The sequence below is a fragment of the Paenibacillus cookii genome (genome assembly GCF_018333375.1).
Classification (GTDB): Bacteria; Bacillota; Bacilli; order Paenibacillales; family Paenibacillaceae; genus Paenibacillus_AQ; species Paenibacillus_AQ cookii.
The window spans coordinates 54,860-80,280 of sequence record NZ_BORW01000004.1 but is presented as its reverse complement, the minus strand read 5'-3'; the positions used below and the strand labels follow the sequence as shown (position 1 = coordinate 80,280).

Below are 25,421 nucleotides of genomic sequence, written 5' to 3'. Positions count from 1 at the left end.
AAACTGACTACACCGAAAAACGGTATCCCGCGCCCCAAACCGTTTCGATATATTGCGGGTTGGATGGATCGGCTTCGATTTTTTCCCGCAGCTTGCGGACATGCACCGTCACGGTCGCGATATCTCCGTTCGAATCGAGCCCCCAGATCCGTTCGAACAGCTCTTGTTTGCTGAAGACGCGGTTCGGATGATTCGCCAGAAACTCCAGCAGGTCGAATTCGCGGGTCGTGATCGCCACCTCCCGGCTGCGCACGAACACTCGCCGCGCGGCTTGGTCGATCACGAGCCCCCGGATATGAATTTCGTTTTTTTGCGCGGGAGGCCGTTTGCCGAGAAGCCGCTCGTACCTCGTCAGATGCTCTTTGGCTCTTGCCACCAGCTCGCTTGGACTGAACGGTTTCGTGACGTAGTCGTCGGCGCCGAGGTTAAACGCCCGGATTTTGTCGATCTCCTCGTTTTTGGCGGAAACGATCAAAATCGGCACCTCTTTGCGCTGCCTGATTTGATGGCATAATTCGAAGCCGTTCGCGCCGGGAAGCTGCAGATCGACGATAACGAGATTATATTCGCCGCTTAGGGCAAGCCGTAACCCCTCGTCGCCCGTATGGCATAAATCGACGGTATACCCGTTCAGCTCGAAATAATCCCGTTCCAGCTGGGCGATCGTCACCTCGTCTTCAATGATGAGAATGCGTGCCGTCATGGCTCACCAAGCCCCCTTCTTCCAATGTCCGTTTCAAGGTGAAAAACAGGCTTGTACCTTCTCCAGGTACGCTTTCCGCCCATATCCGCCCCCCGTGCCCTTCGATGATCTGCCTCGCGATCGCCAGCCCCAGTCCGCTGCCGCCCTTCGCGGAATTGCGCGATCGTTCCGCCCGGTAAAAACGGTCGAAAATATGCGGCATGTCCTCCGCGGAAATTCCCATGCCGTTATCCCGGATTTCGACGGTAACCCGCTCAGTGGAAGCTTGCACGGAGACGGCAATGCGTTTTTCGGGCTTGTCCATAAAATGCTGGGCGTTGCCGATGATATTAAGCACGGTTCGCTTCAATTTTTCAAGATCCGCCATCACCGGAATGCCGCGGTCCGGCCGTTCGTTCCATTGCAGCGCGATGCCTTTCTCCTCCATCGCATAATGCAGCTCGTCGATGCAGTCATCCAAAAAACGCACGATGTCCACCCTATCGAAGGTGAAGGGAACCTGGTTTAAATCCAGCTTGGAATACAGAAACAGCTCGTCGACGAGCCTGTCCAAATCGACGGCTTTGGTATAAATGATGTTGACGTATTTGTCCATTTTTTCCGGGGTATCCGCAACCCCGTCGCGAATGCCCTCAATGTAGCCTTTGATGTTCGTGATGGGCGTGCGCAAATCATGCGAGATGTTGGAAATCAGCTCTTTGCGGTTCTCTTCGTCCTGCAGCCTCAGCCGGACCGATTCCTGAAGCCTTTTCCGCATATTTTCAAACGCTTCGTTCAATTGTCCGATCTCGTCCTTGGAGCGCAAATCGAGCGAAAACTGCAGGTTCCCCTCCTGGATGCGTTCCGCCGAATGGCGCAGCTTGTCCAGCGGCCTGACGACGCTGCGGGTGATCCAGCGGTATAACAGCAAATTCGCAACCACGATCACGCCGATCAGCGCCACGATCAAAACCGGGAGGAGCCTGCGCGTCACTTCGCCGAACGGACTCCGTTCGCGGATGACGAACACGCTGCCTTTGGTTCCGTCCGCAAAGCGGAAATCGTATTTCGCGTAGGCGTAAAAACGTTCCCCGATGTTAAACGTATTGCGGATCCGGTAATTATTCAAATCGTAAGGGGGCAGATGGCGATGGAGTGCGGGCTGGTTAAACGTACCCGATTCGAATACCTGGCTGTCTTCCTTGCGCACGTATAGTCCTGCCCTAACGGTTTTCAGCTTAAAATCATAATCCTTCAGCAGATTGATGTCCAGCAGCCCGTCCGGATCGTTTTTCGCCATGTATTTCAATTCCAGAAAAATCGATTCCTCCTGCTCCGTGAGGGGGTTCAATTGATAATGGACCTTGTAAAAATCCCTCAAGCTGTGAATATCGCCCGTTGCCGCGATGGTGAACAGGCCGGCGGTCAGGACGAACACCAGCAGGCTGACGACAAGCATGCCCGTATAAGAGAGCAATAATTTGATCCGGATCGACACGATTTCACCTCCGTGGTTGGAAATAGTTTTGGATGCGTTCACGGTGGCGCCGAGCCCCTCCCTGACCAGGTTGATGATCGAGGTGGCCGAGCTTGTTTCCAAAATGGAATGCAGCCGGAAACCATGGCGCCGCACCGCTTCCTCCACCAACTCCCGGCCCATGAAACCTTCGGGATATATGATCATCGGCACGTCCCGGAGCTCTTGGATATCGATGGTTGTCCGGCCGGCGAGCGGATGATTCGCCGATACGGTCAGCACGTACTCCTCGGTGCATAGCGGGATCGAGACAATCCGGTCCGTTTCCGGGACGTTCGTGCCGACCCCGATATCGACTTCGCTTTCAAGGACCTGCCGCAAAATGTCGATCGACGCGATCACCATCAGCTTCACCTGCGGAAAATCGCGATGAAAATCGACGACAAGCTGCGTGATCCGGTAATCCAGGTCGGACGGCATAATCCCGACCCTGATCTTCCCGCCGTGGACTTGGCGCAAATCGGCGATCGAATCCTTGACGTTTTGCAGCGTATCCATGATCGCTTCCGCATTGCGCAGCAAAAGCTCCCCTGCCTCGGTCAGCGAAATTTTTTTGCCGATCCGGTCGAACAGCGGCATATGCAGCTCGTCCTCCAGCGCCCGGATCTGCTGGCTCAGCGTCGGCTGGGATACCCCGATTTTTTCCGCAGCCTTCGTAAAATGCATCTCCTCGCAGACCGCCATAAAATAATGAAGCTGGCGAATTTCCAATCGGGTCCACTCACTTTCATTCGTAATACTTATGATCATATGCAAAACGATCATGTACATCAATCAAAAAAGTTCCGCGGCCATGCGTTTACAGGTTCGGCGGGAACCAAAAAGTCATGAAGGCCCCCTGTCCAGAGGGCCAGAAAAGCAACCAAACTAGGCCGCCGCAGGGCTCAAGGTTTGACAAGCACCGTCACAAACGCGTCGCTTCCTCCGCTAAAGGAAAAAACCAGCGCCTGCGGACCTTCGGGAAGCGTCGAAAGATACGCCTTTTGCAGGATGACCGAGGCATCCCGGACGATGTAATCGCTCCCTTCCTTCAATGGGCCTTGAATGTCATGGATCGCCACCAGCCGGTTTCCGTTTAAATCCATGCCGATCGACGACGCCGCATCCCCGTTTTTTGGATGCTCGACGATGCGGGCGGACAACCTGGCCGGGACGTGGGGCAGACCGGATATCTGCACTCCCGTTTCCCGAAGCGGAATAGGCTGAAACGCCGTCACGCCGGCAAAGGCTTCCGCAGCTTCATTCAGCTCCAGGGTTTTGCGTATCAAATCCACGGTTCCGATGTCGCTCAGTTTGCCGACGGAAACGTTGTTTTCGACCGTCCCTAGCTGCATGTTCAAAGGATCGCCCGTGATCGGGCCGCTATTCACGAAAATGTTGTTTCGCACGATATTCCGTTTGGGGAGCAGCGGCTCGTCATTCAATAGGTTCGGCAGCGTCGGATAACGCTCGCTCCAAATGACGCCCCGGTAAGGAACCTGGTCGAATTTGCCCATCAGCGAGTTGTAATTTTTTTCGCCGGGCTTATAGTTGCGCGCCATAAACGCGACCGCGGTGCCGGAATCGATGACGAGGTTGTTTTCGACGACGTTTTCGCGTCCGTTCGCCAGCTTGAACGCTTGTTTGCCGATGTTGTAAAAGACGTTGCCGCGCATCTCCACGCCGCTCATGTAATCGTCCAGATAAATGCCTGCCGTAGAGACGCGCAGGTTGCTGGCCGCGATGTCATGGATGTAGTTGTAGTTGATGGCATTGCCCCGCCAGACGAAGCTCCGGCCCGAATAGATCGCGGAGGCGTCCGCGGTCTCTTTGACCACGTCGTAGATATCGTTATAAGCGATAAGATGGTCGTTGCCCCGGAACTGAATGGCAAAATGCGGTGCGTCGTGAATATTGTTATGCGTCGCCCGGTTGCCTACGCCGTTGATTTCGACCGCGGGAGCGTAGGTCAATTTGATCCGCGAATAATCGGATATGTCGTTGTTGTCGGCATAGTTCCCCGCCGGCGTCAACGTGCCGGAATCGCCGCCGTTTAAGGAGATGCCGCCGTTCCCCGTGCCGTAAATGCTGCAGCCGTACACGCCGTTGCCGCGGCCGCCGTCGATTTTAACCGCGTATCCGCCCATGTTGCGGATCGTCATGTTGCGGATCAGATTATGTTCCCCGCCTTGGATGGTGATTCCGTTCCCCCGGCTGATTTCCAGGGTAAAGCCGCTGAAAATCACGTTGGACGTGCGATCCGTCCGGATCATATCCTGCTCCAGCAGCGACAATTGAAGTTTGATTTGATGAAGCGGCGCCGGCGGGAATACATACAGCATGCCGGTTTCCCTGTTCAATACCCATTCGCCCGGCATGTCGAGCTCCTCGAGCACGTTGTAAAAATAAAACCGCTGCCCGGCTTTCATGGCATAGCTGGTGCCTTTGTAGGTTTCGATGCGCTTTTGCCGCTGGTCGATCGTTTGGATCTCCAAATCGTTGGTTGCCCAATCGTTTCCCCAATAGCCCAGCATCCAGGCGTCCCGGACATCCGTCCAAGCATGGGGCATGCCGTCTTTATACGTAAACGTGTACCCTTTTCCGGCCGCGTCATCCGCTTTGGCGACCACCTGATCCACCGTCGTAAAACCGCTATTGGGCCAACGCGCCAACGACATGACATTGCCGCTCGCGAACAGCTCCGGCGCGACGGCGAGGTGATTGCCAAGCTTGCCGTAGTCCGTCAGGCCGATCGCTTTCAGGTCGATTTGGACGACGCTGCCCCGCCCCTCTTGCGGGATTTTCGCCAATATTTCCGGATCGGACACCGGACGGAACAAGGAAGGGCTCAGCGTGTCCCCGCCGACGAACGTCACCTTTTCCCCTTCAAACGCCTGGTAGGTTATGGGGGCCTCCGGTGTTCCCGAATCCCGTTCATCCAGCTCAAACGTATGGGTGAGCCGGTATTCCCCGCCGCGAATGAGGATTTTGACGCCGCCCGGGGGAAGTTTGCCGCCCCGGATCCGCTCCCGAACGGCGTCCCTTGCTTTTTCCAAGGTTGCAAACGGTTTGTTTTTCGTGCCGTCGTTGGCATCGTTTCCGTTTTTGGATACGAACAGCAGCGTTTGGGCATCCTGTTTCGCTGGCGCCGCATCGGCCTGCATGGGGGAATAGGAAGCGCTGCCCCAGAACATCAGGCCCAATGCCGCAAGCAGCTTCAATCCGGTCATCGCTCTCAACCCAATCACCTCGCAAATGGGATCTCCGCTTGAACCAAGCGGGCCCCATCATCATACAGCGCATTCCCGGCGGGCGATAGCGGTCATTCTAACCGGAAATGTTGCAAAACAAACGACTTGGTCCGGACGATGTCGAAAGCAGCGTCGTCATCCAGGATCCGGAAGGCATGCGTTTCGATATTCGGACGGGGATACCCCCGACTTCTTTTTAAATGCGGCGGAAAAATGGGATACGTCCCTGAAACCGCTTTGGTAAGCCACCTCGCTTACGGGCAGCTCCGTCGCTCCCAGCAGTTCCTGCGCATGCTCCAGCCTGCGCTCCCGGATATAACGCATCGGCGTCATGCCCAAATGCCTCTTGAACATCCGGATGAAATAGTTCGGGTGAAAATGCGCATGCCGGGACAGTTCTTCAATGGTAAGCTCAGCGGATAAATGGGCATCGATAAAATCGAGCGTCGCAAGCAGCTCCGGCGAAGCGCAGGCTGCGTCCGCACCGGGGGTTCGGACCGCCCGTTCCAGGAAATAAGCGATAATGGACAGCAGCGCGGACTGGATTCGGAGAGGTGCTGCCGGATTCCCGCTGACCCGCTGCTCGACCAGCTCCCGAAAACGGCCGTACAATTCGGAAGAATGGCCGGCATCGATCGCATAAGGAAGGCCGTATAGATGAAACAATTGCTCAAAATGAACGTTGGCCCGAAAATGGCACCAATATTTCGTGTAAGGCGGACCGTTCGTCACCGAATAGGACTGCTCCAATCCGCCGGGAATGAATATTAGTTCCCCGGGTTTGGGCCGCAGCTCCGTTCCTCCGACCTGAAGCCACCCTTCCCCGTCGCAAATATAATAAAGCTTGTGGTATGCAGGGATAAACCGATGCCTCCGCCAACCGGCATGGCATACGGACCTTTTGGCGAGAAGCAATTGGACCCGCAGCCGGGAAAGCTGATGATTCATGAATTGCCGCTGAACAAGCTCCATCTCCGATCTCCCTTCATCGTTTGTTATTCATCATCTATGCGAACCTCACCGAAGTATGCGGAAGCTTGATCCTTTTTCGCCCGGCAGTCATCATTCGAAATTCGAATGATTTCAATAGAAACAATAATATTGATCAATCAAAGCGCTCCCTATACACTGGATTAGACTTTATTGACTTAGAACATATCGGATGGAGATGAAACATCATGCGTTTTGTTTATTTGATCGCCGCGCTTTTTCTGGCTTCCCTCAATTTGCGCCCCGTCATCACCTCGGTGTCTCCCTTGCTGCGAACGATCCAGGACTCGCTCGGCATGAGCGGCGCCGAAGCCAGCCTGCTGACGTCGTTGCCGGTGCTCTGCATGGGATTTTTCGCCCCCGCCGCGGTGAAGCTGAGCAATCGCTTGAGCATCGAGCGGACCATTGCGTACTGTCTGCTGCTGATCGGCCTGGCAACGGCGGCGAGGTATTACGCATACAGCGCGTGGCTGATGCTTCTCACCGCTTTTCTCGCCGGCGCGGGCATTGCCGTGATCGGGCCGCTTTTATCGGGTTTTATCAAAAAGAACTTTTCCAACCCTTCGGCGATCGTCGGCGTTTATTCCATGGCAATGGTCGTCGGGGCGGCCCTGGGATCGGGTTTGTCCGTATCGCTCCAAAATGCGCTGGGCCATTCCTGGCAGGCTTCCGCCGCCTCCTGGTCGTTGCTGGCCGTCATCGCGCTGCTGTTATGGTGGAGACCCGTCAAGAAAACCCCGGCCCGGGCCGAGGCGGCAGCGATCAGTTCCGTGCCAACGAATCCGGCCGGCGGCTTCAAGCTGCCGTTAAAAAATAAGCGTGCCTGGCTGTTGACCAGCTTTTTCGGGATGATGGCGTTCATGTTTTATTCGCTGACCGCTTGGCTCCCTCCGATCGTGCAGGAACAAGGGTATGACAAACATACGGCCGGCATGATATTAACGTTGTTTACGCTTATCCAAATTCCGGTCAGCTTTTTGCTCCCCATTCTCGTCAGCCGGTTTCAGCATCGCGTCGTATGGCTTGTCGGATGCGCCGCGATGGAGCTTGCGGGGCTGCTGCTCACCCAGCTTCACGTGACGCCTTGGCTGACGTGCATCTTCCTGGGGATCGGCGCCGGAGGATTGTTCCCGATGGCGCTGATGCTGCCGATCGATGAGTCTGCCAGCATGGATGAAGCCAATGCGCTGTCCGCCATGACCCAGTCCGGAGGTTACATCTTCGCTTCCCTCGGACCGCTGAGCGTCGGTTTTATCCACGACATCACGGGCGGTTTCCCTCCGGCGCTTTTCGGTTTGATGATCGTTGTGGTCATCATGATTTTGATCCAGCTGAAAATCGGCAACCGGAAAATCCGAACGGTCCGTTCCGAGGATGCCCCTTTGTTAAGCAACAATCGCTAGTTCTTTGCCGGAGTCGATAATGTGTGTCCCCGTCAAAGTTAGACCCGGACGCTTCAAGCAAAAAAGCGAACGGATTGTCCGTTCGCTTTGTTCGTATGCGGGCATCACGTCGATCGAACCCATGTTTTCAGGCTCTTTCAGGCTCCGGCCTCTTTCAAAATCCGTTCAATGTCCCGGTATCCCCGTCTTTGCGCATGCTGCAGCGGGGTGACGCCTTCGCGGTCGGCTATATGGACATCGGCTCCATGATCCACCAGCAGTTGAACGATTCGTTGATGGTGTTCCCCGCCGTTGCCCAAGATAACCGCTTCGAGCAAAGCCGTCCAATGCAAATTGTTGATATGGTTGACGTCGACATCCGTACGCGCGAGCAGTTCCTCGACCACTTCGACATGTCCCCGTTCCGATGCGGGTATTAATGCCGTCCCTCCGAAACGGTTCGTCAGCTTCGTATTCGCTTTGGCATCGATGGCGAGCCTTAGGATGTCCAGGAATCCTTCCGCTCCGGCATACAAAAACACGTTGTTCAGGTTATGGTCGCGTATGTTGATGTCGGCGCCATGTTCGATCAACGCTTTGACCGTATCCGCTTTGTTGTTGTAAGTCGCCGCCATGACGGCCGTTCTGCCGCGTTCGTCGGTAGCGTTGACATCCGCCCCTTCTCGAAGCAGCTTCAGTACGTTTGCCGTGTCGCCTTTCTGCGCCGACGAAATGAGCTGCTGATCCAGATCCATCGCATCCACCTTCTTATCCTTAAATTCGGTTTCTACCGGAACGGGCTGCGTGGGAGCGGAAATCGAAGCGCATCCGGAAAGCATGGCAACGACAAGAAACGAAACCAAAAATCGGTACAATCCCGTTCCCTCCCTTCCTTGCCTATCTCGATGCTATCACGAACGCTTCTATATGGAAAATATACAAAAAATAATATTTTATTAGGTTTTTCATATAGCTTGACGGCAACTCGCCGGGAAGGGGAGATTGACGCGGAACGGGATACCTTTGCAGGAATTTTCCAAAAACGCATTGCTTGCCCCGATTCGCAAATGCGCCACGGGAAACGCCCAGCCCCTTTTTTAGGGTGTCAAAACTGAAATTTCATTTTCATGACTTCGTAACCAAAAATTTCACCGGCCCTCTTATGATTTAGTAGAACTCGAAAGGAGAGGAACAACAATGATCCATCAGACGATAAAAAAATCCATATTGGCCTTTACCGTTGCGGGAGCTGTATGCTTGGGAGCTTTCGGAAGCGGAGATGGCGTTTATACGGTCCAGCAAGCAAAAGCCGCCCCAACCGCGAGTGCCGACGGGTATGCCGCCGAGCAGGCGCTTAAAACCCTAAACAGCTTTTACAAGCCTGCCTTGAAAGGGCAATTTCCCGGATACGTGAGCGGTCTTACCGTCGGAAAAAGCACCCGGCAAGACGTGATCCAAAAGATCGGCGAACCTACGCTTCCCGGAAAAAACGCAGGGGCTTTCGATTTGTACGGAGCCGATATGGGCAGCCCCGGTTACGCCTTTTCCTATAAACAAAATAAAATCCGCGAAATACGTTATTTCGGCACGAACGTGGAACGCCAAACCAATATCGGCGGCATCACCATGAGCATGCTTAAAAAGCACTGGTACGCTCCAAGTTCCACGTCCACGTTCAAAAACGGCAAAACGACGCAAACCAAACTGACCTATAACCGCGGAAATTACAAGCTGGAATTCATCTTCAACAGCAGCACGGACCTCGACCATATCAATTTGACCACAAAATAATGCGGATACGATAAAAAATCCTCTTCGCCCATGCGGACGAAAGAGGATTTTTTCGATGCTTCCGGGAAGCGGGCGGCCCGTTAACGGGCGTTTTTCAGCTCCCTGATGATGTTGTCGAGCTTGTCGTTTATGTAGGTCAAACCTTCCTGAACCTTTTTGCTGAATTCGTCCTCCCGCATCTGATCCTTTCCTGACAAGTGCGCTTTGATCATTGCGGATAAATTCCGCTTGTACTTGTCCACTTCCCTCAATTGGAGGTTGCTGCGCTTTTTGGCATCGTTCACTTTTTTCGTGCAGGCCTTTTTGGCGTCCAGCAGCGCTTTTTTATCTTGATCCCGCACCGCTTTCGCTTGGGACACCGCCTCCTTGCCTGCCTTGCTTTTGACAAGGCTGTTATACTGCGCTGCCGAAGCTTTAGCCTTGGCGGTCAAAGCGGGCACTTCCGAGCAAAGCGAACCGTAAAGGGCCTTTTGTGCTTCCCTCACCTCTTTGACCTTGCTTTTATAATTTTCGAAATACAGTTTCTCCACGGTCGCGGTGGATACGCTTGCCGCAAATGCGCTTTGGTAAGGCAGCAGCACCAGCAGCAACACCAAGAACAAGATGGACTTCTTCATTTCAGTTCGATCCTCCCATGCAGTATTAAGAACATCATAGGACAACTAGCAAAATATTACAATGGATACATCCGCCCATCCGCCGGTTTTTGCCGTTTTTGCCGATACGTTGTCGAACGTTGCATATGGAATCCTGTGACACGCTTTAAGCAAAATTCGATTTATTTTTCATTCGCTGAACATTCTTAAAATATAATGCATCGTGAGTCATAAATTTCCAAAAGGACAGGTACAGCGCCATGGATTTATTTTATGAGGTTCAAGGAACAGGTTCGCCGATTCTCATGATTCACAGCGGAGGCGTCGATTCTAGAACGTGGAAATATATCGCGACTGCGCTCGCCGTGACCCATAAGGTCATCACGTTTGACGGACGGGGTACCGGACGTTCCCCCTCCCCGATTGCCCCCATGAACATCGCCCAAGACATCAAAAACCTGCCGGACCATTTGAATCTTGCCTCCGCGGTTCTGATCGGACATTCGATGGGCGGGCAAGCGGCGACGGAATTCGCGCTAAAATATCCGGGGATGACGGACAAGCTGATCCTGATTGCCCCGTCACTTTCCGGATTCGCCTTCTCCAAGCCGTACACCGATTGGATGATGGAGGTCCATTCTCTTGCCCCAAACTACGTAAAAATGACTGAATTTTCCTTGCAAGGCCTGCCCTATCGCGTAACGATGTCCAGTCCGCAGCGGGATTTTTTCGCCGACATGCACCTGCAATATATGAAAAGAGTGTTTACCGAATGGAAAAGCTTTGAACTGATATGGCCCGAAACGCCGGCAATCGAACGTTTGGAGCAGCTTGAGGCCCCTACATTGTTCAAGGGAAGGAAGAGCTCCTTGCCGAGATGGTTGAACACCGCGTCCGGGAAATCAAAACCGTGATGGAGGCGGCAGCGAGGCTGGAAGCGCCTGCGGATCAACTGATGCACATCATCGACGGCGCCATCGACAACGTGTACGAGCGTCCGCACGTTTTTCGTTTTTATCTACATCTGCAAACCCAGCCGGAAGAAGATTTGGCGCTGGCCAAATACAGCCGCATGCTCAATCGGGAAATGGCGGAACAATTTCAGGTGCAAACCCGCATGTTCGAACGCCTTGGGGCAGTTCAACCGCAAGTCAGATCGCTTTATTTTTCCTCCACCTTGCAGGGCATCATGCTGATGATTTCCACCTATCCGGAGCATTACCCCGTTTCCGACATCAAAAAGCAGTTGATCAGGGAGTTCTGCAAAGCGGATTAACTGGCGCATTCCAGTGCCCCGGATGGTCTTTCGTTTCATGTTCGGCCGGGAACCGGCCGCACATCGCCGCCCATAATTCAAATGGCCTCTCGAACATTCGAGAGGCCGAAAAAGCCGCCATTTCCGCCAGTCGGCAAGCATTGCCATACGTCCTTCGGCATCGCCGGTTTGGATGGATGCCGAAGAATCCGCGATTCCCCCTCGTCAATCGTCTATACCTTTCGGGACCCGCAAACGTATAGTAAACCAAACCCAAAGGAGGCGATTGTACTTGAGTCACTGTAAAAAAGAAGACCATAAGCCACATGTCGTCAAACCCAAAATCCGCAAAATTTCGCGCAAGTGCATAGATGGAAAAAAACTTGTATGCTGCCGCGGAAAAATCGGCAAAAGAGGTCCTAGAGGACCGGTAGGCTTCTGAGGACCCGTCGGACCGCAAGGACCGGTCGGACCGGCAGGACCTATCGGAGCTACCGGCGCCACAGGTGCAACGGGGGCAACCGGTGCACCAGGGCCAGCAGGCGGCGCAACCGGCGCGACGGGTGCTACCGGGGCAACGGGAGCAACCGGTGCGACGGGACCTGCGGGCGGAGGCGCGATCATTCCTTTCGCTTCCGGTATTCCTGCAATTTTGACTACCATTGCCGGCGGCTTGGTCGGCACTACAAGCCTTGTAGGCTTCGGAAACTCGGTTGCCGGCGTCACCTTGGCCGGAACGACGATCGACCTGACAGGGGCAGGCGGCACGCTGTTGAACTTTGCCTTCTCCGTTCCGCGCGCAGGAACCATTACGTCGATTGCGGCATACTTCAGTACCACGCTAGCCCTCAGCCTGCTTGGAACGACCGTTACCATCACAGCGCAGCTCTATAGTTCGACGACGCCAAACAATATATTCACAGCCATCCCGGGAGCTTCCGTAACTCTGGCTCCTCCGCTTACCGGGGTATTGGCCCTCGGCACCATTTCAAATGGCATCACGACCGGCCTGAACATTCCGGTAGCGCCTCAAACCCGGCTGTTGATGGTATTTTCGGCAACGGCAGCCGGAACGACGCTCATCACTACGGTTGCCGGATATGCCAGTGCCGGCGTCAATATCGTCTGATAGTTCATGTATACGCGAATCATCAGCCATGCGTGAAAAAAACAAGTCACTTGTCCGAAAGAAACGGTCAAGTGACTTGTTTTCCTGCGCTTCTTTAGGCGAATTCCCGCGGATGGCGCTTCATCAGCTCCTCTACCGCGTCCCCGCGGCCGGTGTTCTTCAGCCGCTCGATATACATAGGCAAATGCCCTTTGGCATGGTACGGTCCGCCTTCCTTCATAACCGTCCAGAGCGGATCCACGTCGAACTTCATCGTCTCCATCATGCGGTCATGCCATTCATTCAGGAAATAAACGGCCTCCTTGCACAGATCCCTGCGCTGCCGGGCAAGATTATGCTGCTCATGCGGATCTTCGGCGATGTTAAAAAGCATCTCCTTATCGAATAAATGATAGCCGTCATGATAGGTTCGAACGTACAGCCAGTCCCCGAAGCGAACGCTCCGCTGGCAGACATGGGCGCACTGCGATACGACCAGGAAGTCGCGTCCGGTTTGTTCGCCGCGGGCGACCGTCCCCGCATAGCTCATGCCGTCCCAGCTTGGCGCCGGGGAGACGCCTAGCAGTTCGGCCATCGTCGGTGGCAGGTCCAGATGGTAGTGGAGGCCGGTATCGACGAGCCCTTTTTGCTTGCCCGGCCACCGGATGATCATCGGGATGCGGCAAGTCCCCTGGTCAGCCGTTCCATGCTCCCCGTAGATGCCAAGCTCGCCCATGTTTTCCCCATGGTCCGCCGTAATGATGATGACCGTGTCATCCATGATTCCCTTTTGTTCCATCAGCCGGAAAATGGCGCCGACGTGATCGTCCATATGCCGGATTCCGCAATCATAGCCGTCGATCATCCTCCGCAGGTCGCGCATCGTTTGAATTTCGCCGGGATGGCGCGGATATTTGGGCAACGTGTCGCTGTTGTACATATTGATTTCGTTGGCGCCGTGCGGCCCCACTTTTTTCTTATGAAGCTCCAGTACCTCTTCCGTGATCCAAGCCGGCAGCGGCTCGTTTTCGAACGGATTGCCGAACGATTCCGGGGCGCGGTACGGCGTGTGCGGATCCCAATAGTTTACGTACAGCATCCAATCATCCTGATCCGCATTGCGCTCCAGCCAATCCAAAACGGTGGGCGTCACCTCTTCGGCGGATTCCATGCCGGATTTGCCCGTATTATAGATTTCGTTAAATCCCGCGTAAAAGGTCCAGGCCGAGTGCCGTTCTCCGAACGGGCTGACGAGCGCCGTCTTCATGCCCGCCCTGCGGAACAGCGCAGGAAAACTTTCCGTCGTCAATTTATCGTGAAAGTCCCGGTCGACCCCCTCATGCCTAACGTCCGCCGCCGTTCCCCCATGGCCGACGACCCCGTTATGAATGCCGAACCGCCCCGTCATGAGCGCCGTCCGAGACGGAAAGCAAGGCGCGTCGGAAGTATAGTAGTTTTCGAACCGGACGCCTTCGGCGGCGATTCTGTCGATGTTCGGCGAGGTATTCCGGTGATAGCCGTAACATCCGAGATGATCCGGTCTCGTCGAATCCAAATCGAGCAATAAGATTTTCATTCCATCCATCCTCTCCCCGTTTGTAGAAAAATTATAGGTCACAGGCGCCGTGATCGTCATGTATATTCCTCCAATGATTTGGATTGATTTCCACGGTCCCTTGACTGCTGCACGCAAAGCTGTTCGCTAGTTATTTCTCAATTGCCATTAGCCGGAAAAATATCCCGCTGCTTTCATTGTTTTGAACAGCACGCCTTCTTTATTGTACAATTCTACAATTCATGAGAACCCGACATCGACAATAAAAGAATGTTTACGGTCCATGTTCTTTATGTTAGGGTTTGGGATAGAACTTGCTTGAAAGGGGCGGTTTCCTTGTTCCAGTTGATTAGCGTAAACTTCGACAACCATATTCCGAACTGGCATACGCAGCTTGAATCGATCCCTTACAACGTACTTTCGATCGTGAAGGAAGGAAAAGTCCGGTACGACATTAACGGAGACGAAGTGATCGGGGAACGAAGCGATGCATTGTTCATTCCGCAGTCCACCCGCCGGGCCGGAGGTAATTGGATGGGGACGGCCCATCAAAAATTCACGATTTTGTTCGCCTACGACAACGCCCCGATGACCGGAATCCCGTTTCTCGATCAGGCGAGGTTTGCGAAATTCCGCATGCCGGATCCCTTGCAGGTCTTCGACCTCTGCGGGAGATTGCACGAGGAAATGAGAGGCGGCAAAAGCTACCGCGCCTTCATCTGTTTAGGCTTGTTTCAGGAGTTGGTCGGCACGCTTGCCCGCGAGATGGAAAAATCCCCGGAGTTAACGCCCAGCAAACTGAAATATGCCGAAACGATAAAAAAGCATTTGCTTGCGCATTACCGCGACCAGATCGAAATCGAACAATTGGCCGGACTCGTCGGGCTTACTCCAAACTACGTGACCGCCATGTTCAAGGAGGTTTGCGGCCACTCCCCGATCCGGTACATGCACCGGCTACGCATTCTCGAAGCCTGCGGCCTGCTCCTCGGCTCGACCATGACGGTTGCCGATATAGCGCAATATTTGGGGTATTACGATACGTCCTATTTTTGCCGCATGTTCAAACAGCTCGCCGGAATGTCCCCTACGGAATACGCGAAACGGGGAGACCTTTCGGAAACGTCCAAGCTTTTGGTTTGATGCCGGAGGCCGCTTGTTTCGGCTATAGAAACGCTCCTTGATTCGCCGAATCCAACCAGCTTGCCGCCCCGTTTGCTGCGGTCTGCATCCCCCTTCGGGATGGGCGGCGATCGGATCGGTGCGCGGGTTAGCACATGCTGTCACTCATTTCCCTCATCATGCGTACTTCGTACTATAACCTATCCATTTTTCATCATTCGCGGCTGCGGGGTGATCCGTCGATCCACCTTCCCAGCCTTTTTTGTACAAGTACAACTATTTTAAATTATGAAAACTTTTTTGTATGTATATTTGAACACCCCGATAGAAATTTTCAAAAAAGAAAAAAATAGTGTTGCAACCCTTTAATTTTGTAGTGTAGAATAACAGAAAATCATTTTTGCCCTAGGGAAAGATTTTTTCGTTACTTAAATACTTAGAAGCTTAGTCATGTTGAAACACTTCCGTTTGGAGGGGGGATGATGCCGCAAGCTTGTTTTCTCCTGATATTGGATCAGGAGCGCTTTTTTACGCCATAAAAGTTTACCTAAGGAAAAATATTTTTATCGAGGAAAGAAATAATAGAACAAATCATAGCCTTGTATCCTTACTAGGGACATACAGGCCGGAATTTGCTTTTACGGGAGGAGAATGAACCAATGGCAACCACTTATCATTCCCGACGAGGGAGGCGAATGCGCCGTCTGCTCAAGATCGCGTTCTTCATCGGATGCATCGCCCTGATCACCGCCTGCGGCAGCGGAGCCGGAGAACGAGGGGCCGAAGCGGAGGGCAAAATCAAAGTGACCGCCACCATCGGCATGATTACCGATATTGTCCGCGAAATCGGCGGCGAGCATGTCGCCGTTACCGGACTGATGAAAGCCGGGGTTGATCCGCATCTGTATAAAGCTTCCCAGGGGGATATCAAAAAGCTGGACCAGGCCGACATCATCTTCTACAACGGGCTGCATCTGGAAGGAAAAATGGTGGAAATATTCGAAAACATGGCCAAAAAGAAGACGACCGTGGCGGTATCGGACCGAATCGACCGTTCCATGCTCCGAACCGGCGCCGAAAACGGCATGGATACCGAATACGACCCGCATATCTGGTTTCATGTGAAGCTTTGGATGAAAGCGGCCGAAACCGTCAGGGATACGCTCGCCGAACATGACCCGGCACATGCCGATGATTACCGCAAAAACGCCGAAACCTACCTGCAGGAGCTGCAGCGGCTCCATGAGGAAACAGCGGAAAAAATCGAATCGATTCCAAAACAAAGCCGCGTGCTCGTGACGGCGCATGACGCCTTCGGTTACTTCGGCGACGCTTACGGGATGAAGGTCATGGGGCTTCAGGGCATCAGCACGGCCTCCGAGGCCGGCACGAAAGACGTGACCGATTTGCGGGATTACCTGATTGAGCACCACATCAAAGCGGTGTTCATCGAATCCAGCGTTCCCCGGAAAGCGATCGATGCCGTCATTCAAGGCGCCAAGGAAAAAGGCCACCCGCTTGCCATCGGCGGCGAACTGTTCTCCGACGCGATGGGCGAAGAAGGAACCCCTGAGGGCACGTATATCGGCATGATCCGCCATAACGTCGATACGATCGTGGAAGCGTTGAAATAGAAAGGAGCCATGAGCATGCATAAAAGCCCATTGTCGATTCACGGATTGTCCGTCGCTTATCAGAAGAAACCCGTGCTGCGCGATATCACGTTCGAGGTCCCGGAAGGAAATCTGATCGGCATCGTCGGCCCGAACGGAGCGGGCAAGTCGACCTTGATCAAGGCGGCACTCGGCCTCATCCCCCGCCTGCACGGCGAAGTAACGATTTACGGAAAGCCGTACGCGAAGCAGCGCAAGCTTGTCGGCTACGTCCCGCAAAGAGAATCGGTCGATTGGGATTTTCCGACCAATGCCCTGGATGTCGTCATGATGGGCAGGTACGGGCATCTGGGCTGGATCAAACGTCCCGGCAGCGCCGAGAAGAAGCTGGCCTTGGAATGCCTGGCAAAAGTCGGCATGGCCGATTACGCCGGCCGGCAGATCAGCCAGCTTTCCGGCGGGCAGCAGCAGCGGATATTTTTGGCCAGGGCGCTTGCCCAGGATGCCACGCTGTATGTTATGGATGAACCTTTCGTCGGGGTCGACGCGGCTACCGAAAAAGCGATCATTACGCTCCTTAACGAACTGAAAACGCAAGGAAAAACGGTGCTTGTCGTGCATCACGATTTGGCCACCGTCAAGGAATATTTCGATTGGGTCATGCTGCTTAACGTGCGGCTTGTCGCTTTCGGACCGACGGAACCGACGTTCACGGCCCAAAAGCTGCAGGAAACCTACGGTGGAAGATTAACGATGCTGGACCGGGAGAGCCCGTCCGCGCTGATCGTAAACGGGAGGTCATCCGATGTCGACGGCTCTATACATTTGGCTTGACCCGAACGTTCAGTGGATTCTTTTCGGCTCCATGCTCCTCGGGTTAAGCAGCGGCGTGATCGGCAGCTTCGCCTATTTGCGCAAGCAATCGTTAATGGGGGATGCCTTGTCGCATGCCGCCCTTCCCGGCGTCTGCATCGCCTTTATGCTTAGCGGATCGAAATCCATCGGGCTTTTCCTGCTCGGCGCCGCCGTGGCGGGCGTCATCGCCACCTTTGGCATCGGCTTTATTACGCGCAACAGCCGAGTGAAGCAGGACGCGGCGCTTGCGATCGTCCTCACCGTGTTTTTTGGCATCGGCATCGTCCTGCTGACCCGGATCCAGCATTCGGGCAACGGTAACCAGAGCGGGCTCGACAAATTTCTGTTCGGTCAGGCCGCCTCCATGATGCTCTCCGACGTGATGATCATGGCCGCGATCTCCCTCGTTCTGGTCACCGTATGCAGCCTGCTGTTTAAAGAGTTCAAGCTGCTCAGCTTCGATCCCGGATTTGCCCGCGGCATCGGGTACCCCGTGGCGTTCATGGATCAGCTGATCATGTTTTTGATCGTGGTGGCGGTCGTCGTCGGCATCCAGGCGGTCGGGGTCGTGCTCATGTCCGCCCTTCTGATTACCCCTGCCGTCTCGGCCAGGTATTGGACGGAAAAACTCGGGATGATGGTCGTGTTAGCCGGGTTGTTCGGAGCATTAAGCGGACTGATCGGTACCTTCATCAGCGCCAGCGGCAACAATTTGCCTACGGGGCCGTTAACGGTTCTCGTCGCTACCGCCGTCTTCGCATTATCCGTTGCGGCGGCGCCGCGGCGGGGCGTGATTTCCAAACTGCTGCTGCGGGCGTCCGTTCGCACCCAGGTCCGACGCGAGCAGGCCGAGGTTTCGGGCGAAAGGAGGAATCGCGCCGTATGAGTACGTTTTGGATCGTTTTAACCGGCGCGCTTGTCGCCAGTGCGTGCAGCATCGTCGGCTGCTTTCTCGTGCTCCGCAAGATGGCGATGATCGGGGATGCGATCAGCCACGCCGTGCTGCCGGGGATCGTCATCGCCTTCCTGATCGGCGGTTCGAGGGATTCGCTCCTCATGCTGCTTGGCGCCGCGGCCATCGGTTTGCTCGCGGTATTTCTCATCCAATGGTTTCACCAAAGCGGCGTTCCGTCCGACGCATCGATCGGCGTGGTGTTTACCGCCCTGTTCGCGGCTGGAGTCGTCCTCGTTAGTATGTACACGCGGGATATCGACCTCGATCTCGACTGCGTGCTTTACGGCGAAATCGCCTACGTCCCATGGAACACGCTCCAGATCGCCGGCGTCGACATCGGGCCCAAGGCGGTATGGGGCGTCGGTCTGGCGCTGCTCCTCTCCGTCGTCCTGATCGCGGCCTTTTACAAGCAGTTCAAAATCTGTTCGTTCGACCCCGCCATGGCCGCGGCCGTCGGCATTCCGGTCGCCTTGTTCCATTATTTGCTCATGGGGCTCGTCTCCGTCAGCACCGTCGCTTCCTTCGAAAGCGTCGGCGCCATTTTGGTCGTCGGCATGCTGGTCGTGCCGCCGGCCACGGCATATCTGCTGACGGAAAAGCTGGGACGCATGATCGTATACAGCGTTCTGATCGGCTGCGCCAGCTCCGTCATCGGCTATTTTGCGGCAAGCATGCTGGATGCTTCGATCGCAGGCAGCATGATCAGCATCGCGGGCGGAATCTTTTTGATTGCTCTGCTCTTTTCGCCTTCGCACGGCGTGGTTCTGCGCAAAATCAAACAGAAACAAATGGTTCGGCAAGCAAGCATCGCTGAATAACCGCAAAAAAAGGAGCGCCTTTCCATCGGGCGCTCCTGATTTTTTCCAATATGCGGCTTGTTTTGCTCCCCTGATCTCCTTCGGCATGAGGTGAAAATAATTGACCACCATGCAATTTATCTATACACTCAACCTATGGAATATAAAGGGAGGAGACACATATGAAAGTAGGGGCTTCAGCAATGAATACCAACGCAGACACATTAGTGACTATGCTTCGTATGGCCTTTTCTTTTGAAAACTGGGACAATCTTATTCTTTTGGCGGATGAGCTGCTGGATAAAGTGTACGGCCCTTACAGGGAAGACTCCGATCAACCCAAGCCCGTCATGGAACGGCCGCTGGTTTATTATTTGGGATACAGCAACCTGATGAAAGGCGTAGCCTATCAGAAGAAGAAACTATATAAAGAAGCGATGGAATGCATCGATCAGTACCGGGATTTAAGCCTGTTTTCGGACGGAAGCAAAAGCAATGCCAACATCATTGAAGATTTCAGCTTTCTGGCCAAGGCCAACTCATATACCCTCGAAATTTCGTCGGGAAATACGGACAGCATCGAAGAGTATGCATCGTTCATCCATCAATATCCTTCCGAAACGCTGCCCGGGCTGGTCACGATCTTGGAATGCGCCAACAAACATGACCTTGACGTCGACACCATCGTGAACCCCCTGCTCGAATACATCAAAAAAATGAACCATCGGGACCTGAACCCGACCGACCGCTCCTATTATCTTTCGATTTTGTATTTGATTTCGATCTACCATTTGAAAAAAAGCAACTATAAAGAAGCCATCCATTACACGATAAAATCCTTGATATTTGCCGATAACATCGAGGATCACCGGCATTTCAAGAAATCGGTGGCGTTGTTTGAAGTTTTTAGGTCGCACGCGACGAGGCAACAAAGAGATACCTACGCTGCCGTATTAAAAAATTATCTGACGCTGGCGATCGAACATGAGGACGGCTTTTCGCTCGACAACGGTCGTCACGGTTCTGCTTAGCCCTGAGCTGCCAACGTCGTCTCCGCCTTCCCCCGGGCACCGGTTTTCAACCTTGTTTTCAAACCTGGATCCCGGCGTCGGCCGCGGCGGCGATCCCAACTTAGTCGAAACAGGGTTCTCCCGGGCTAACCCCTATCGTTTGGGCGGAGTCCCCGAACCGCTTGCGCCTTGTCCATCTTGAAGATATTTTTTCAAATACCTCCCCGTAACCGACCTTTCGCTTGCAAGGATGTCTTCCGGCGTCCCTGAAAATACGATCTCTCCCCCCTCCTGTCCCGCTCCGGGTCCCATATCGATGATCCAATCGGCCCGGCTGATCAGGTCGAGGTGATGCTCGATGACCACCACGGTACAACCTTGATCCGTCAAACGGTCCAGCATCCGCATCAGCTGCCGGATATCCGACAAATGCAGCCCCGTCGACGGCTCGTCCAAAACGTACATCCCTCCTTGACGTTCCATCTCTTTCGCAAGTTTGATCCTTTGCAGCTCCCCTCCGGACAATGTGCTGAGCGGCTGGCCAAGCATCAAATACGCTGCTCCCGCTTCGCGGAGACGGGCGAGAATCGCCAGGATATCGGGTTCCTCAAAAAAGTCCCCCGCTTCTTCCACGGACATGCGAAGCACGTCGCTGATGTTTTTGCCGTCTACCGTATAGGAAAGCACCTCGTTTTTAAACCGCTGTCCCCCGCAAACCTCGCATACCGTTTCGACGGAATCCATAAACGCCAGGTCGGTCGTCACGATCCCCGTCCCTTTGCATTCCGGGCACGCTCCCCGGGAGTTGAAGCTGAATAGGGAAATATCCGCCCGATTGCGTTTGGCGAACAGCGTCCGAATGAGATCGAACATGCCCGTAAACGTCGCAAGATTCGAACGGCTCGAGGCATGCACCGCATCCTGGTTGACATAGACGGCCTCCGGCGCGTACCGGGGGAGGATTTGATTGATGAGCGTGCTTTTCCCCGATCCGGCTACGCCCGTTACGACCGTCATGACGCCTTGGGGAATGCGGACGCTGACGTTTTTCAGATTATGCAGGTTCGCGCCCTGAATGGACAGCCACCCGGATGGGGATCGGGTTGCCTGTTTTAGCGCAGGTTTCTCCTTCAGGAATTTCCCCGTCAGCGTATCCGACGCCAGCAGCCCCTGGAAATCCCCTTCGTAAACCACGTTCCCGCCGTGGATGCCCGCCCTTGGCCCCATATCGATGACATGATCCGCGATCCGAATGACGTCCGGGTCATGCTCGACGATGATCACGGTATTGCCTTTGTCTCTCAATTGCTTGAGGAGCTCGTTGATGTTGTGAACGTCATGCGGATGCAAGCCGATGCTGGGCTCGTCAAAAATATACGCAAGATCGGTCAGGCTGCTCCCGAGCTGGCGGACCATCTTGATCCGCTGGGATTCTCCGCCCGACAAGGTGGCCGTTTCGCGGCCCAAAGCCAAATATCCCAACCCGACGGAAAGCATCTGCCGCAAACGAAACCTCAGCGCCTCGACGATGGTCGATACGATCGGATCATGAATCAAGCCCAAAAAATCGATGAGATCGCTGACCTGCATCGCGGTGCAGTCGGCGATGTTTTTCCCTTGGATCCGGCATTTCAGCACTTCGGCATTCAATCTTGCGCCGCCGCATGCCGGGCACGTCCCTCGTCTGACCACGCGCTCGATATCCTCCTTGTACAGCTCGGCATCCCTTAGATCTTTGCTGAGAAAGCTGCGAACGATTCGGGGAACGACTCCTTCGTACGTAGCGGTTGGCGGCCATCCTTCGGTCGGATGCGGAGGTTTGAATCCCGACTTGAACACCAGCGTATCCCATTCCTCCTCCGTGAAATCCTTCAGTTTTTTGTCGTTGTCGAACAAACCCGTGCAAACGTAACGCTTCCAGCGAAAATCGCCGGGCCTGAACGTCGGGAAACGAATGGCTCCTTCGTTTAAGGATTTGTCCTTGTCAATGAGCTGGTCGATATCGATCTCTTTGGCGGTCCCAAGCCCTTCGCATTTCGGGCACATGCCTTTCGGATTGTTGAACGAAAAGACTTCGGCTTCGCCGGCGAAAGGTTTTCCGATCCGGGAAAACAACAACCGCAGCAGCGAGTAAATATCCGTGATGGTCCCGACGGTCGAACGAGAATTCCCGCCGATCCGTTTCTGGCTGATGACGACGGCTACCGGCAAATTGGCGATGGCATCCGCATTCGGCTGCCCGTAATGGGGCATCCGGTGGCGCACAAAACTCGAGTAAGTTTCGTTTAACTGGCGCTGCGATTCCGCGGCGATCGTATCGAAAACAAGCGTCGACTTGCCGGAACCGGAAACGCCGGTAAACACCGTGATCCGTTTTTTCGGAACCGTCACGTCGACATCCTTTAAATTTTTCCCTTTTGCTCCCACGATGCGGATGTGATCTTGTTCGTCAGGTCGATGCCTTTTCATCGTTTGTCCTCCTCTTTCGTCCTTTGATCCTTTATCAGTCTTAGCATATACTTTAAACATGACAATAGCTGTCCAGTTTAAACAACATGCCATCGGAGGTGAGGGATCATGTCCAAAACCAAGCTGCTGTTCGATCTCATCATGTACGTCAATTCCAAACGCCATTTTACGGCCCAGGACGTCGCCCATGAATTCGGGGTATCCATCCGGACGGCTCATCGTTATTTGATGGAAATCAGCGAATTGGGCGTTCCCGTCTATACCGAGCAGGGCCGAAACGGCGGGTACCGGACGCTGAACAACCGGGTGCTGCCGCCGGTATCGTTTGACGAAAACGAAGCGCTCGCCATTTTTTTCGCGTTCCGCTCACTCAGGCATTACGATTCGCTGCCCTTTGATGCCGACATCGACTCCGCATCGAGAAAATTGTTTGCTCTCCTGCCGGCGGACGTGAAGCCGAAAATCAAACGGCTTGAACATGTGCTGTCTTTCTGGAATCCGAAACGAAGCGTCAAAGCCCCTTATTTGAAGGAACTCATCGAAGCCGCCGTGGGGCGCCGAATCGTCTGCATGACGTACCGTTCCAAATCGGGAGCCCGAACAAGGAATGCCGTGCCGATCGGCGTATACGCCAATGACGGATTATGGTATATGCCCGCCTGCGACGTGGACAAAGGCAACGTGCGCCTGTTTCGCGTAGACCGGATCCAATCGCTTCAAATCTCGGATGAAACCTATGAAGTGCATACCGGGCTTATGGAATGGCTTGAAAATTATACGGTATCTTCCCCTGTCCGACTGGTGGTCGAATTGACCGAAGAGGGCATGCGGCAATGCCAAAGCTACCCCTGGTGCGATCCGGTCCCTCTTGGGAAAGGGCTTGGGAACAGGGCCGCCGGCAAAATCGATACGGTTATTGACCGCGGCGACGTCGGGTATACGGCCGCATTTTTCGCCGGGCTGGGAAAGGAAGCCAAAGTGTTGGAACCGCAGGAAGTCATCGACTTGATCCGGGCGCATGCCGAAACGCTGCTGCATCAATATTCGCAAGTTTAGGCGCGGCAGTACAAAAAAAGCGGCCGATCCCTAAAGACCGGCCGCTTCGCCCTTGCCTATGCTCCTATGTTCATCCGAAATTCCAAACGATTTTTAAATATTTCCGGAACAGCTCGTCCAGCATCTGGGTAGGATCCTCAAGCTCGGAATGCGCGGACCGCGCAAATTCCGTCAAATGTTCGATCTCCTTTTCGATGAACTCATGGATGACCTCCACCCGATGTTCGAGGTCCAACTCCTCGCCGGCGATTTTCCGCCTCAGCAAATCTTCGATGGCCGCTTTCAGCTCCGGCTCCGTGACCAAATCGCCGACCAGGTCCTGAAACAAAATCGGCGGGTTCGCATTGTATTTTTCAACCCATTTGCAGGCTAGAATCGGCCTGAGCAAATAAAAAATTTTTTTGATTTTCACCTGCTCCCCCTGCAAATAGCCCCGAAAATTTCCCGTCGCCATATGCAAATAATGATGCACGGAAGCCCTTGGGGAGAACACCCGGTCACTTAACGCAAGCATGTCTTCCTTAAAACCGTAGGCTTCGTAATACCGGATATCCGAACCGAGCCACTCCAGCAGCGGCGGGTTCGATTTCCGAAACAGTTTCAGCGCTTTCCGGATATCCCAGCCGTTGATGTCCAGCTGCTCGTTGATCGGCACCTCGATGACGTCCCGTTTCTCGTCGATGGACAAATACCATTCCGGCCGATGGATATAGACGAATCGCACGTCGTAGTCGCTATCCCGGGACGGAAAGCCCCAAGCCCGGCTTCCCGATTCGACCGCAAACAAAATCTTGACCTGATGCTCCCGTTCGATTTCATGAATTTTATCCACGATGACTTCTTTCAATCGTTTTCTCTCCTATTCTGTAAAGAGCTGCGTCCCCGGACCTCCCTCTGCCAGGGAGTTAGGGAATCACTTTCCGTTTTCTTTTGGCCGTTTGTCCCTTCTGGTTTGGTCCGTTCACCGCTTCCCGGATCGTTTCGATGACGCGCGACTGCTCTTTTATTATGCTCTGCAGCCGCTTCACCTCCTGCTCGGCGTTGGCGAGCAGGCTTTTGGAATAAAACTCGAATCCGGTGATCAGCCAGTCCAGCGAAACTCGATATGTATCCGAAAGCTTGGCGAGAGACAGCAGGTCAGGCTCCTCTTGGGCCGATTCGTAGACTTCGAGGGCATCGGGTTGAATTTGCGTTCTCCAGCATACCTCCATTTTCGTCAATTTCCGGTTGATTCTGGCGGTTTTAAGTCGTTCTCCCATGTCTTCAAGCTGTGTTTTGGCCATTTGCTGCACCCCTTTTCGTTGGGATTGGTCCAATTCTGCGCTTGTTGAGGCGCATTTTTTCTATCGATCGTTCGTCTGACATCCTATTAGCTTATTGGCTGCCGCTTTCATAATATAGAACCCCGGACCAGGGTC

General features: G+C 54.1%; 22 protein-coding genes and 1 pseudogene. 12 read left to right on the top strand and 11 right to left on the bottom strand.

Translation table 11 applies throughout. The annotated features are described in order from the left end of the window. Window positions 1-7 precede the first annotated feature (7 nt). The 5 genes and pseudogenes from KI367_RS06150 to KI367_RS06130 form a co-directional block, all read right to left on the bottom strand. The gene (locus tag KI367_RS06150) at window positions 8-703 is read right to left on the bottom strand and encodes a response regulator transcription factor (RefSeq protein WP_212948412.1); all 696 of its coding nucleotides are present in this window, start codon (window positions 701-703) and stop codon (window positions 8-10) included. Further along, window positions 678-2,180 (bottom strand): sensor histidine kinase, encoded by a 1,503-nt coding sequence (locus KI367_RS06145; protein ID WP_212948593.1) that lies wholly within the window; start codon window positions 2,178-2,180, stop codon window positions 678-680. Before KI367_RS06145 ends, KI367_RS06150 begins: the two co-directional genes overlap by 26 nt. 27 nt (window positions 2,181-2,207) lie before the next feature. After that, window positions 2,208-2,969, bottom strand: a pseudogene (locus KI367_RS06140) (LysR family transcriptional regulator); the annotation flags it as partial. Window positions 2,970-3,103: 134 nt separating this feature from the next. Next, window positions 3,104-5,428, bottom strand: coding sequence for a X2-like carbohydrate binding domain-containing protein (locus KI367_RS06135; protein ID WP_246536713.1), 2,325 nt, complete (start codon window positions 5,426-5,428; stop codon window positions 3,104-3,106). A 156-nt stretch (window positions 5,429-5,584) separates the two neighbouring features. Next, on the bottom strand, window positions 5,585-6,421 hold the full coding sequence (locus KI367_RS06130) for a helix-turn-helix domain-containing protein (protein ID WP_212948408.1): 837 nt from the start codon (window positions 6,419-6,421) through the stop codon (window positions 5,585-5,587). Window positions 6,422-6,627: 206 nt separating this feature from the next. Here KI367_RS06130 and KI367_RS06125 point away from each other — a divergent pair, with 206 nt between their 5' ends. Continuing rightward, window positions 6,628-7,842: an MFS transporter gene (locus KI367_RS06125; protein WP_212948406.1), complete on the top strand. Its 1,215-nt coding sequence runs from the start codon at window positions 6,628-6,630 to the stop codon at window positions 7,840-7,842. 137 nt (window positions 7,843-7,979) lie between these two features. On the opposite strand, the gene KI367_RS06120 is transcribed toward KI367_RS06125, so the two are convergent. Further along, complete coding sequence (locus KI367_RS06120; protein WP_212948590.1) at window positions 7,980-8,570, bottom strand: ankyrin repeat domain-containing protein; 591 nt, start codon at window positions 8,568-8,570, stop codon at window positions 7,980-7,982. 508 nt (window positions 8,571-9,078) lie between these two features. Between KI367_RS06120 and KI367_RS06115 the strand changes: the two genes are divergently transcribed. After that, window positions 9,079-9,612 carry a YjgB family protein gene (locus KI367_RS06115; RefSeq protein WP_246536692.1) on the top strand — a complete coding sequence of 178 codons (534 nt, stop codon included), beginning with the start codon at window positions 9,079-9,081 and terminating at the stop codon, window positions 9,610-9,612. Window positions 9,613-9,692: 80 nt separating this feature from the next. On the opposite strand, the gene KI367_RS06110 is transcribed toward KI367_RS06115, so the two are convergent. Further along, entirely contained in the window at window positions 9,693-10,229 is a 537-nt protein-coding gene (locus tag KI367_RS06110; RefSeq protein WP_052146873.1) for a hypothetical protein, read from the bottom strand. A gap of 239 nt (window positions 10,230-10,468) precedes the next feature. Here KI367_RS06110 and KI367_RS06105 point away from each other — a divergent pair, with 239 nt between their 5' ends. From KI367_RS06105 to KI367_RS06095, 3 genes are all read left to right on the top strand, one after another. Continuing rightward, window positions 10,469-11,122, top strand: coding sequence for an alpha/beta hydrolase (locus KI367_RS06105; RefSeq protein ID WP_052146872.1), 654 nt, complete (start codon window positions 10,469-10,471; stop codon window positions 11,120-11,122). After that, window positions 11,086-11,484 carry a TetR/AcrR family transcriptional regulator gene (locus KI367_RS06100; protein WP_212948402.1) on the top strand — a complete coding sequence of 133 codons (399 nt, stop codon included), beginning with the start codon at window positions 11,086-11,088 and terminating at the stop codon, window positions 11,482-11,484. Before KI367_RS06105 ends, KI367_RS06100 begins: the two co-directional genes overlap by 37 nt. Before the next feature lie 631 nt (window positions 11,485-12,115). Further along, window positions 12,116-12,592 carry an exosporium glycoprotein BclB-related protein gene (locus tag KI367_RS06095; protein WP_036708167.1) on the top strand — a complete coding sequence of 159 codons (477 nt, stop codon included), beginning with the start codon at window positions 12,116-12,118 and terminating at the stop codon, window positions 12,590-12,592. Window positions 12,593-12,686: 94 nt separating this feature from the next. On the opposite strand, the gene KI367_RS06090 is transcribed toward KI367_RS06095, so the two are convergent. Next, a complete protein-coding gene (locus KI367_RS06090; RefSeq protein WP_212948400.1) occupies window positions 12,687-14,147 on the bottom strand; it encodes a sulfatase family protein in 1,461 nt (486 codons plus the stop codon). Between the two features lie 315 nt (window positions 14,148-14,462). Between KI367_RS06090 and KI367_RS06085 the strand changes: the two genes are divergently transcribed. The 6 genes from KI367_RS06085 to KI367_RS06060 all read left to right on the top strand — a co-directional run bounded on the left by KI367_RS06085 (window position 14,463) and on the right by KI367_RS06060 (window position 20,499). Next, window positions 14,463-15,269, top strand: a complete 807-nt coding sequence (locus KI367_RS06085) for a helix-turn-helix domain-containing protein (RefSeq protein ID WP_212948398.1) — start codon at window positions 14,463-14,465, stop codon at window positions 15,267-15,269. Window positions 15,270-15,943: 674 nt separating this feature from the next. After that, entirely contained in the window at window positions 15,944-16,882 is a 939-nt protein-coding gene (locus tag KI367_RS06080) for a metal ABC transporter solute-binding protein, Zn/Mn family (RefSeq protein WP_246536711.1), read from the top strand. Between the two features lie 9 nt (window positions 16,883-16,891). Next, window positions 16,892-17,695 carry a metal ABC transporter ATP-binding protein gene (locus KI367_RS06075; protein ID WP_373316208.1) on the top strand — a complete coding sequence of 268 codons (804 nt, stop codon included), beginning with the start codon at window positions 16,892-16,894 and terminating at the stop codon, window positions 17,693-17,695. Further along, window positions 17,667-18,602, top strand: a complete 936-nt coding sequence (locus KI367_RS06070; protein WP_212948392.1) for a metal ABC transporter permease — start codon at window positions 17,667-17,669, stop codon at window positions 18,600-18,602. Before KI367_RS06075 ends, KI367_RS06070 begins: the two co-directional genes overlap by 29 nt. After that, window positions 18,599-19,489 (top strand): metal ABC transporter permease, encoded by an 891-nt coding sequence (locus KI367_RS06065; protein ID WP_212948390.1) that lies wholly within the window; start codon window positions 18,599-18,601, stop codon window positions 19,487-19,489. Before KI367_RS06070 ends, KI367_RS06065 begins: the two co-directional genes overlap by 4 nt. A gap of 182 nt (window positions 19,490-19,671) precedes the next feature. Next, window positions 19,672-20,499, top strand: coding sequence for a hypothetical protein (locus tag KI367_RS06060; protein ID WP_156124530.1), 828 nt, complete (start codon window positions 19,672-19,674; stop codon window positions 20,497-20,499). A 132-nt stretch (window positions 20,500-20,631) separates the two neighbouring features. Here the strand turns inward: KI367_RS06060 and KI367_RS06055 are convergent, their stop codons facing one another. Beyond that, a complete protein-coding gene (locus tag KI367_RS06055; protein WP_212948388.1) occupies window positions 20,632-22,947 on the bottom strand; it encodes an ATP-binding cassette domain-containing protein in 2,316 nt (771 codons plus the stop codon). Window positions 22,948-23,055: 108 nt separating this feature from the next. Here KI367_RS06055 and KI367_RS06050 point away from each other — a divergent pair, with 108 nt between their 5' ends. Beyond that, window positions 23,056-24,003, top strand: a complete 948-nt coding sequence (locus tag KI367_RS06050; protein ID WP_212948386.1) for a helix-turn-helix transcriptional regulator — start codon at window positions 23,056-23,058, stop codon at window positions 24,001-24,003. Between the two features lie 70 nt (window positions 24,004-24,073). Here KI367_RS06050 and KI367_RS06045 read toward each other — a convergent pair whose 3' ends face one another. Further along, window positions 24,074-24,850 carry a nucleotidyltransferase domain-containing protein gene (locus KI367_RS06045; protein ID WP_212948384.1) on the bottom strand — a complete coding sequence of 259 codons (777 nt, stop codon included), beginning with the start codon at window positions 24,848-24,850 and terminating at the stop codon, window positions 24,074-24,076. A 58-nt stretch (window positions 24,851-24,908) separates the two neighbouring features. Next, complete coding sequence (locus tag KI367_RS06040; RefSeq protein WP_052146870.1) at window positions 24,909-25,286, bottom strand: helix-turn-helix domain-containing protein; 378 nt, start codon at window positions 25,284-25,286, stop codon at window positions 24,909-24,911. Window positions 25,287-25,421 lie beyond the last annotated feature (135 nt).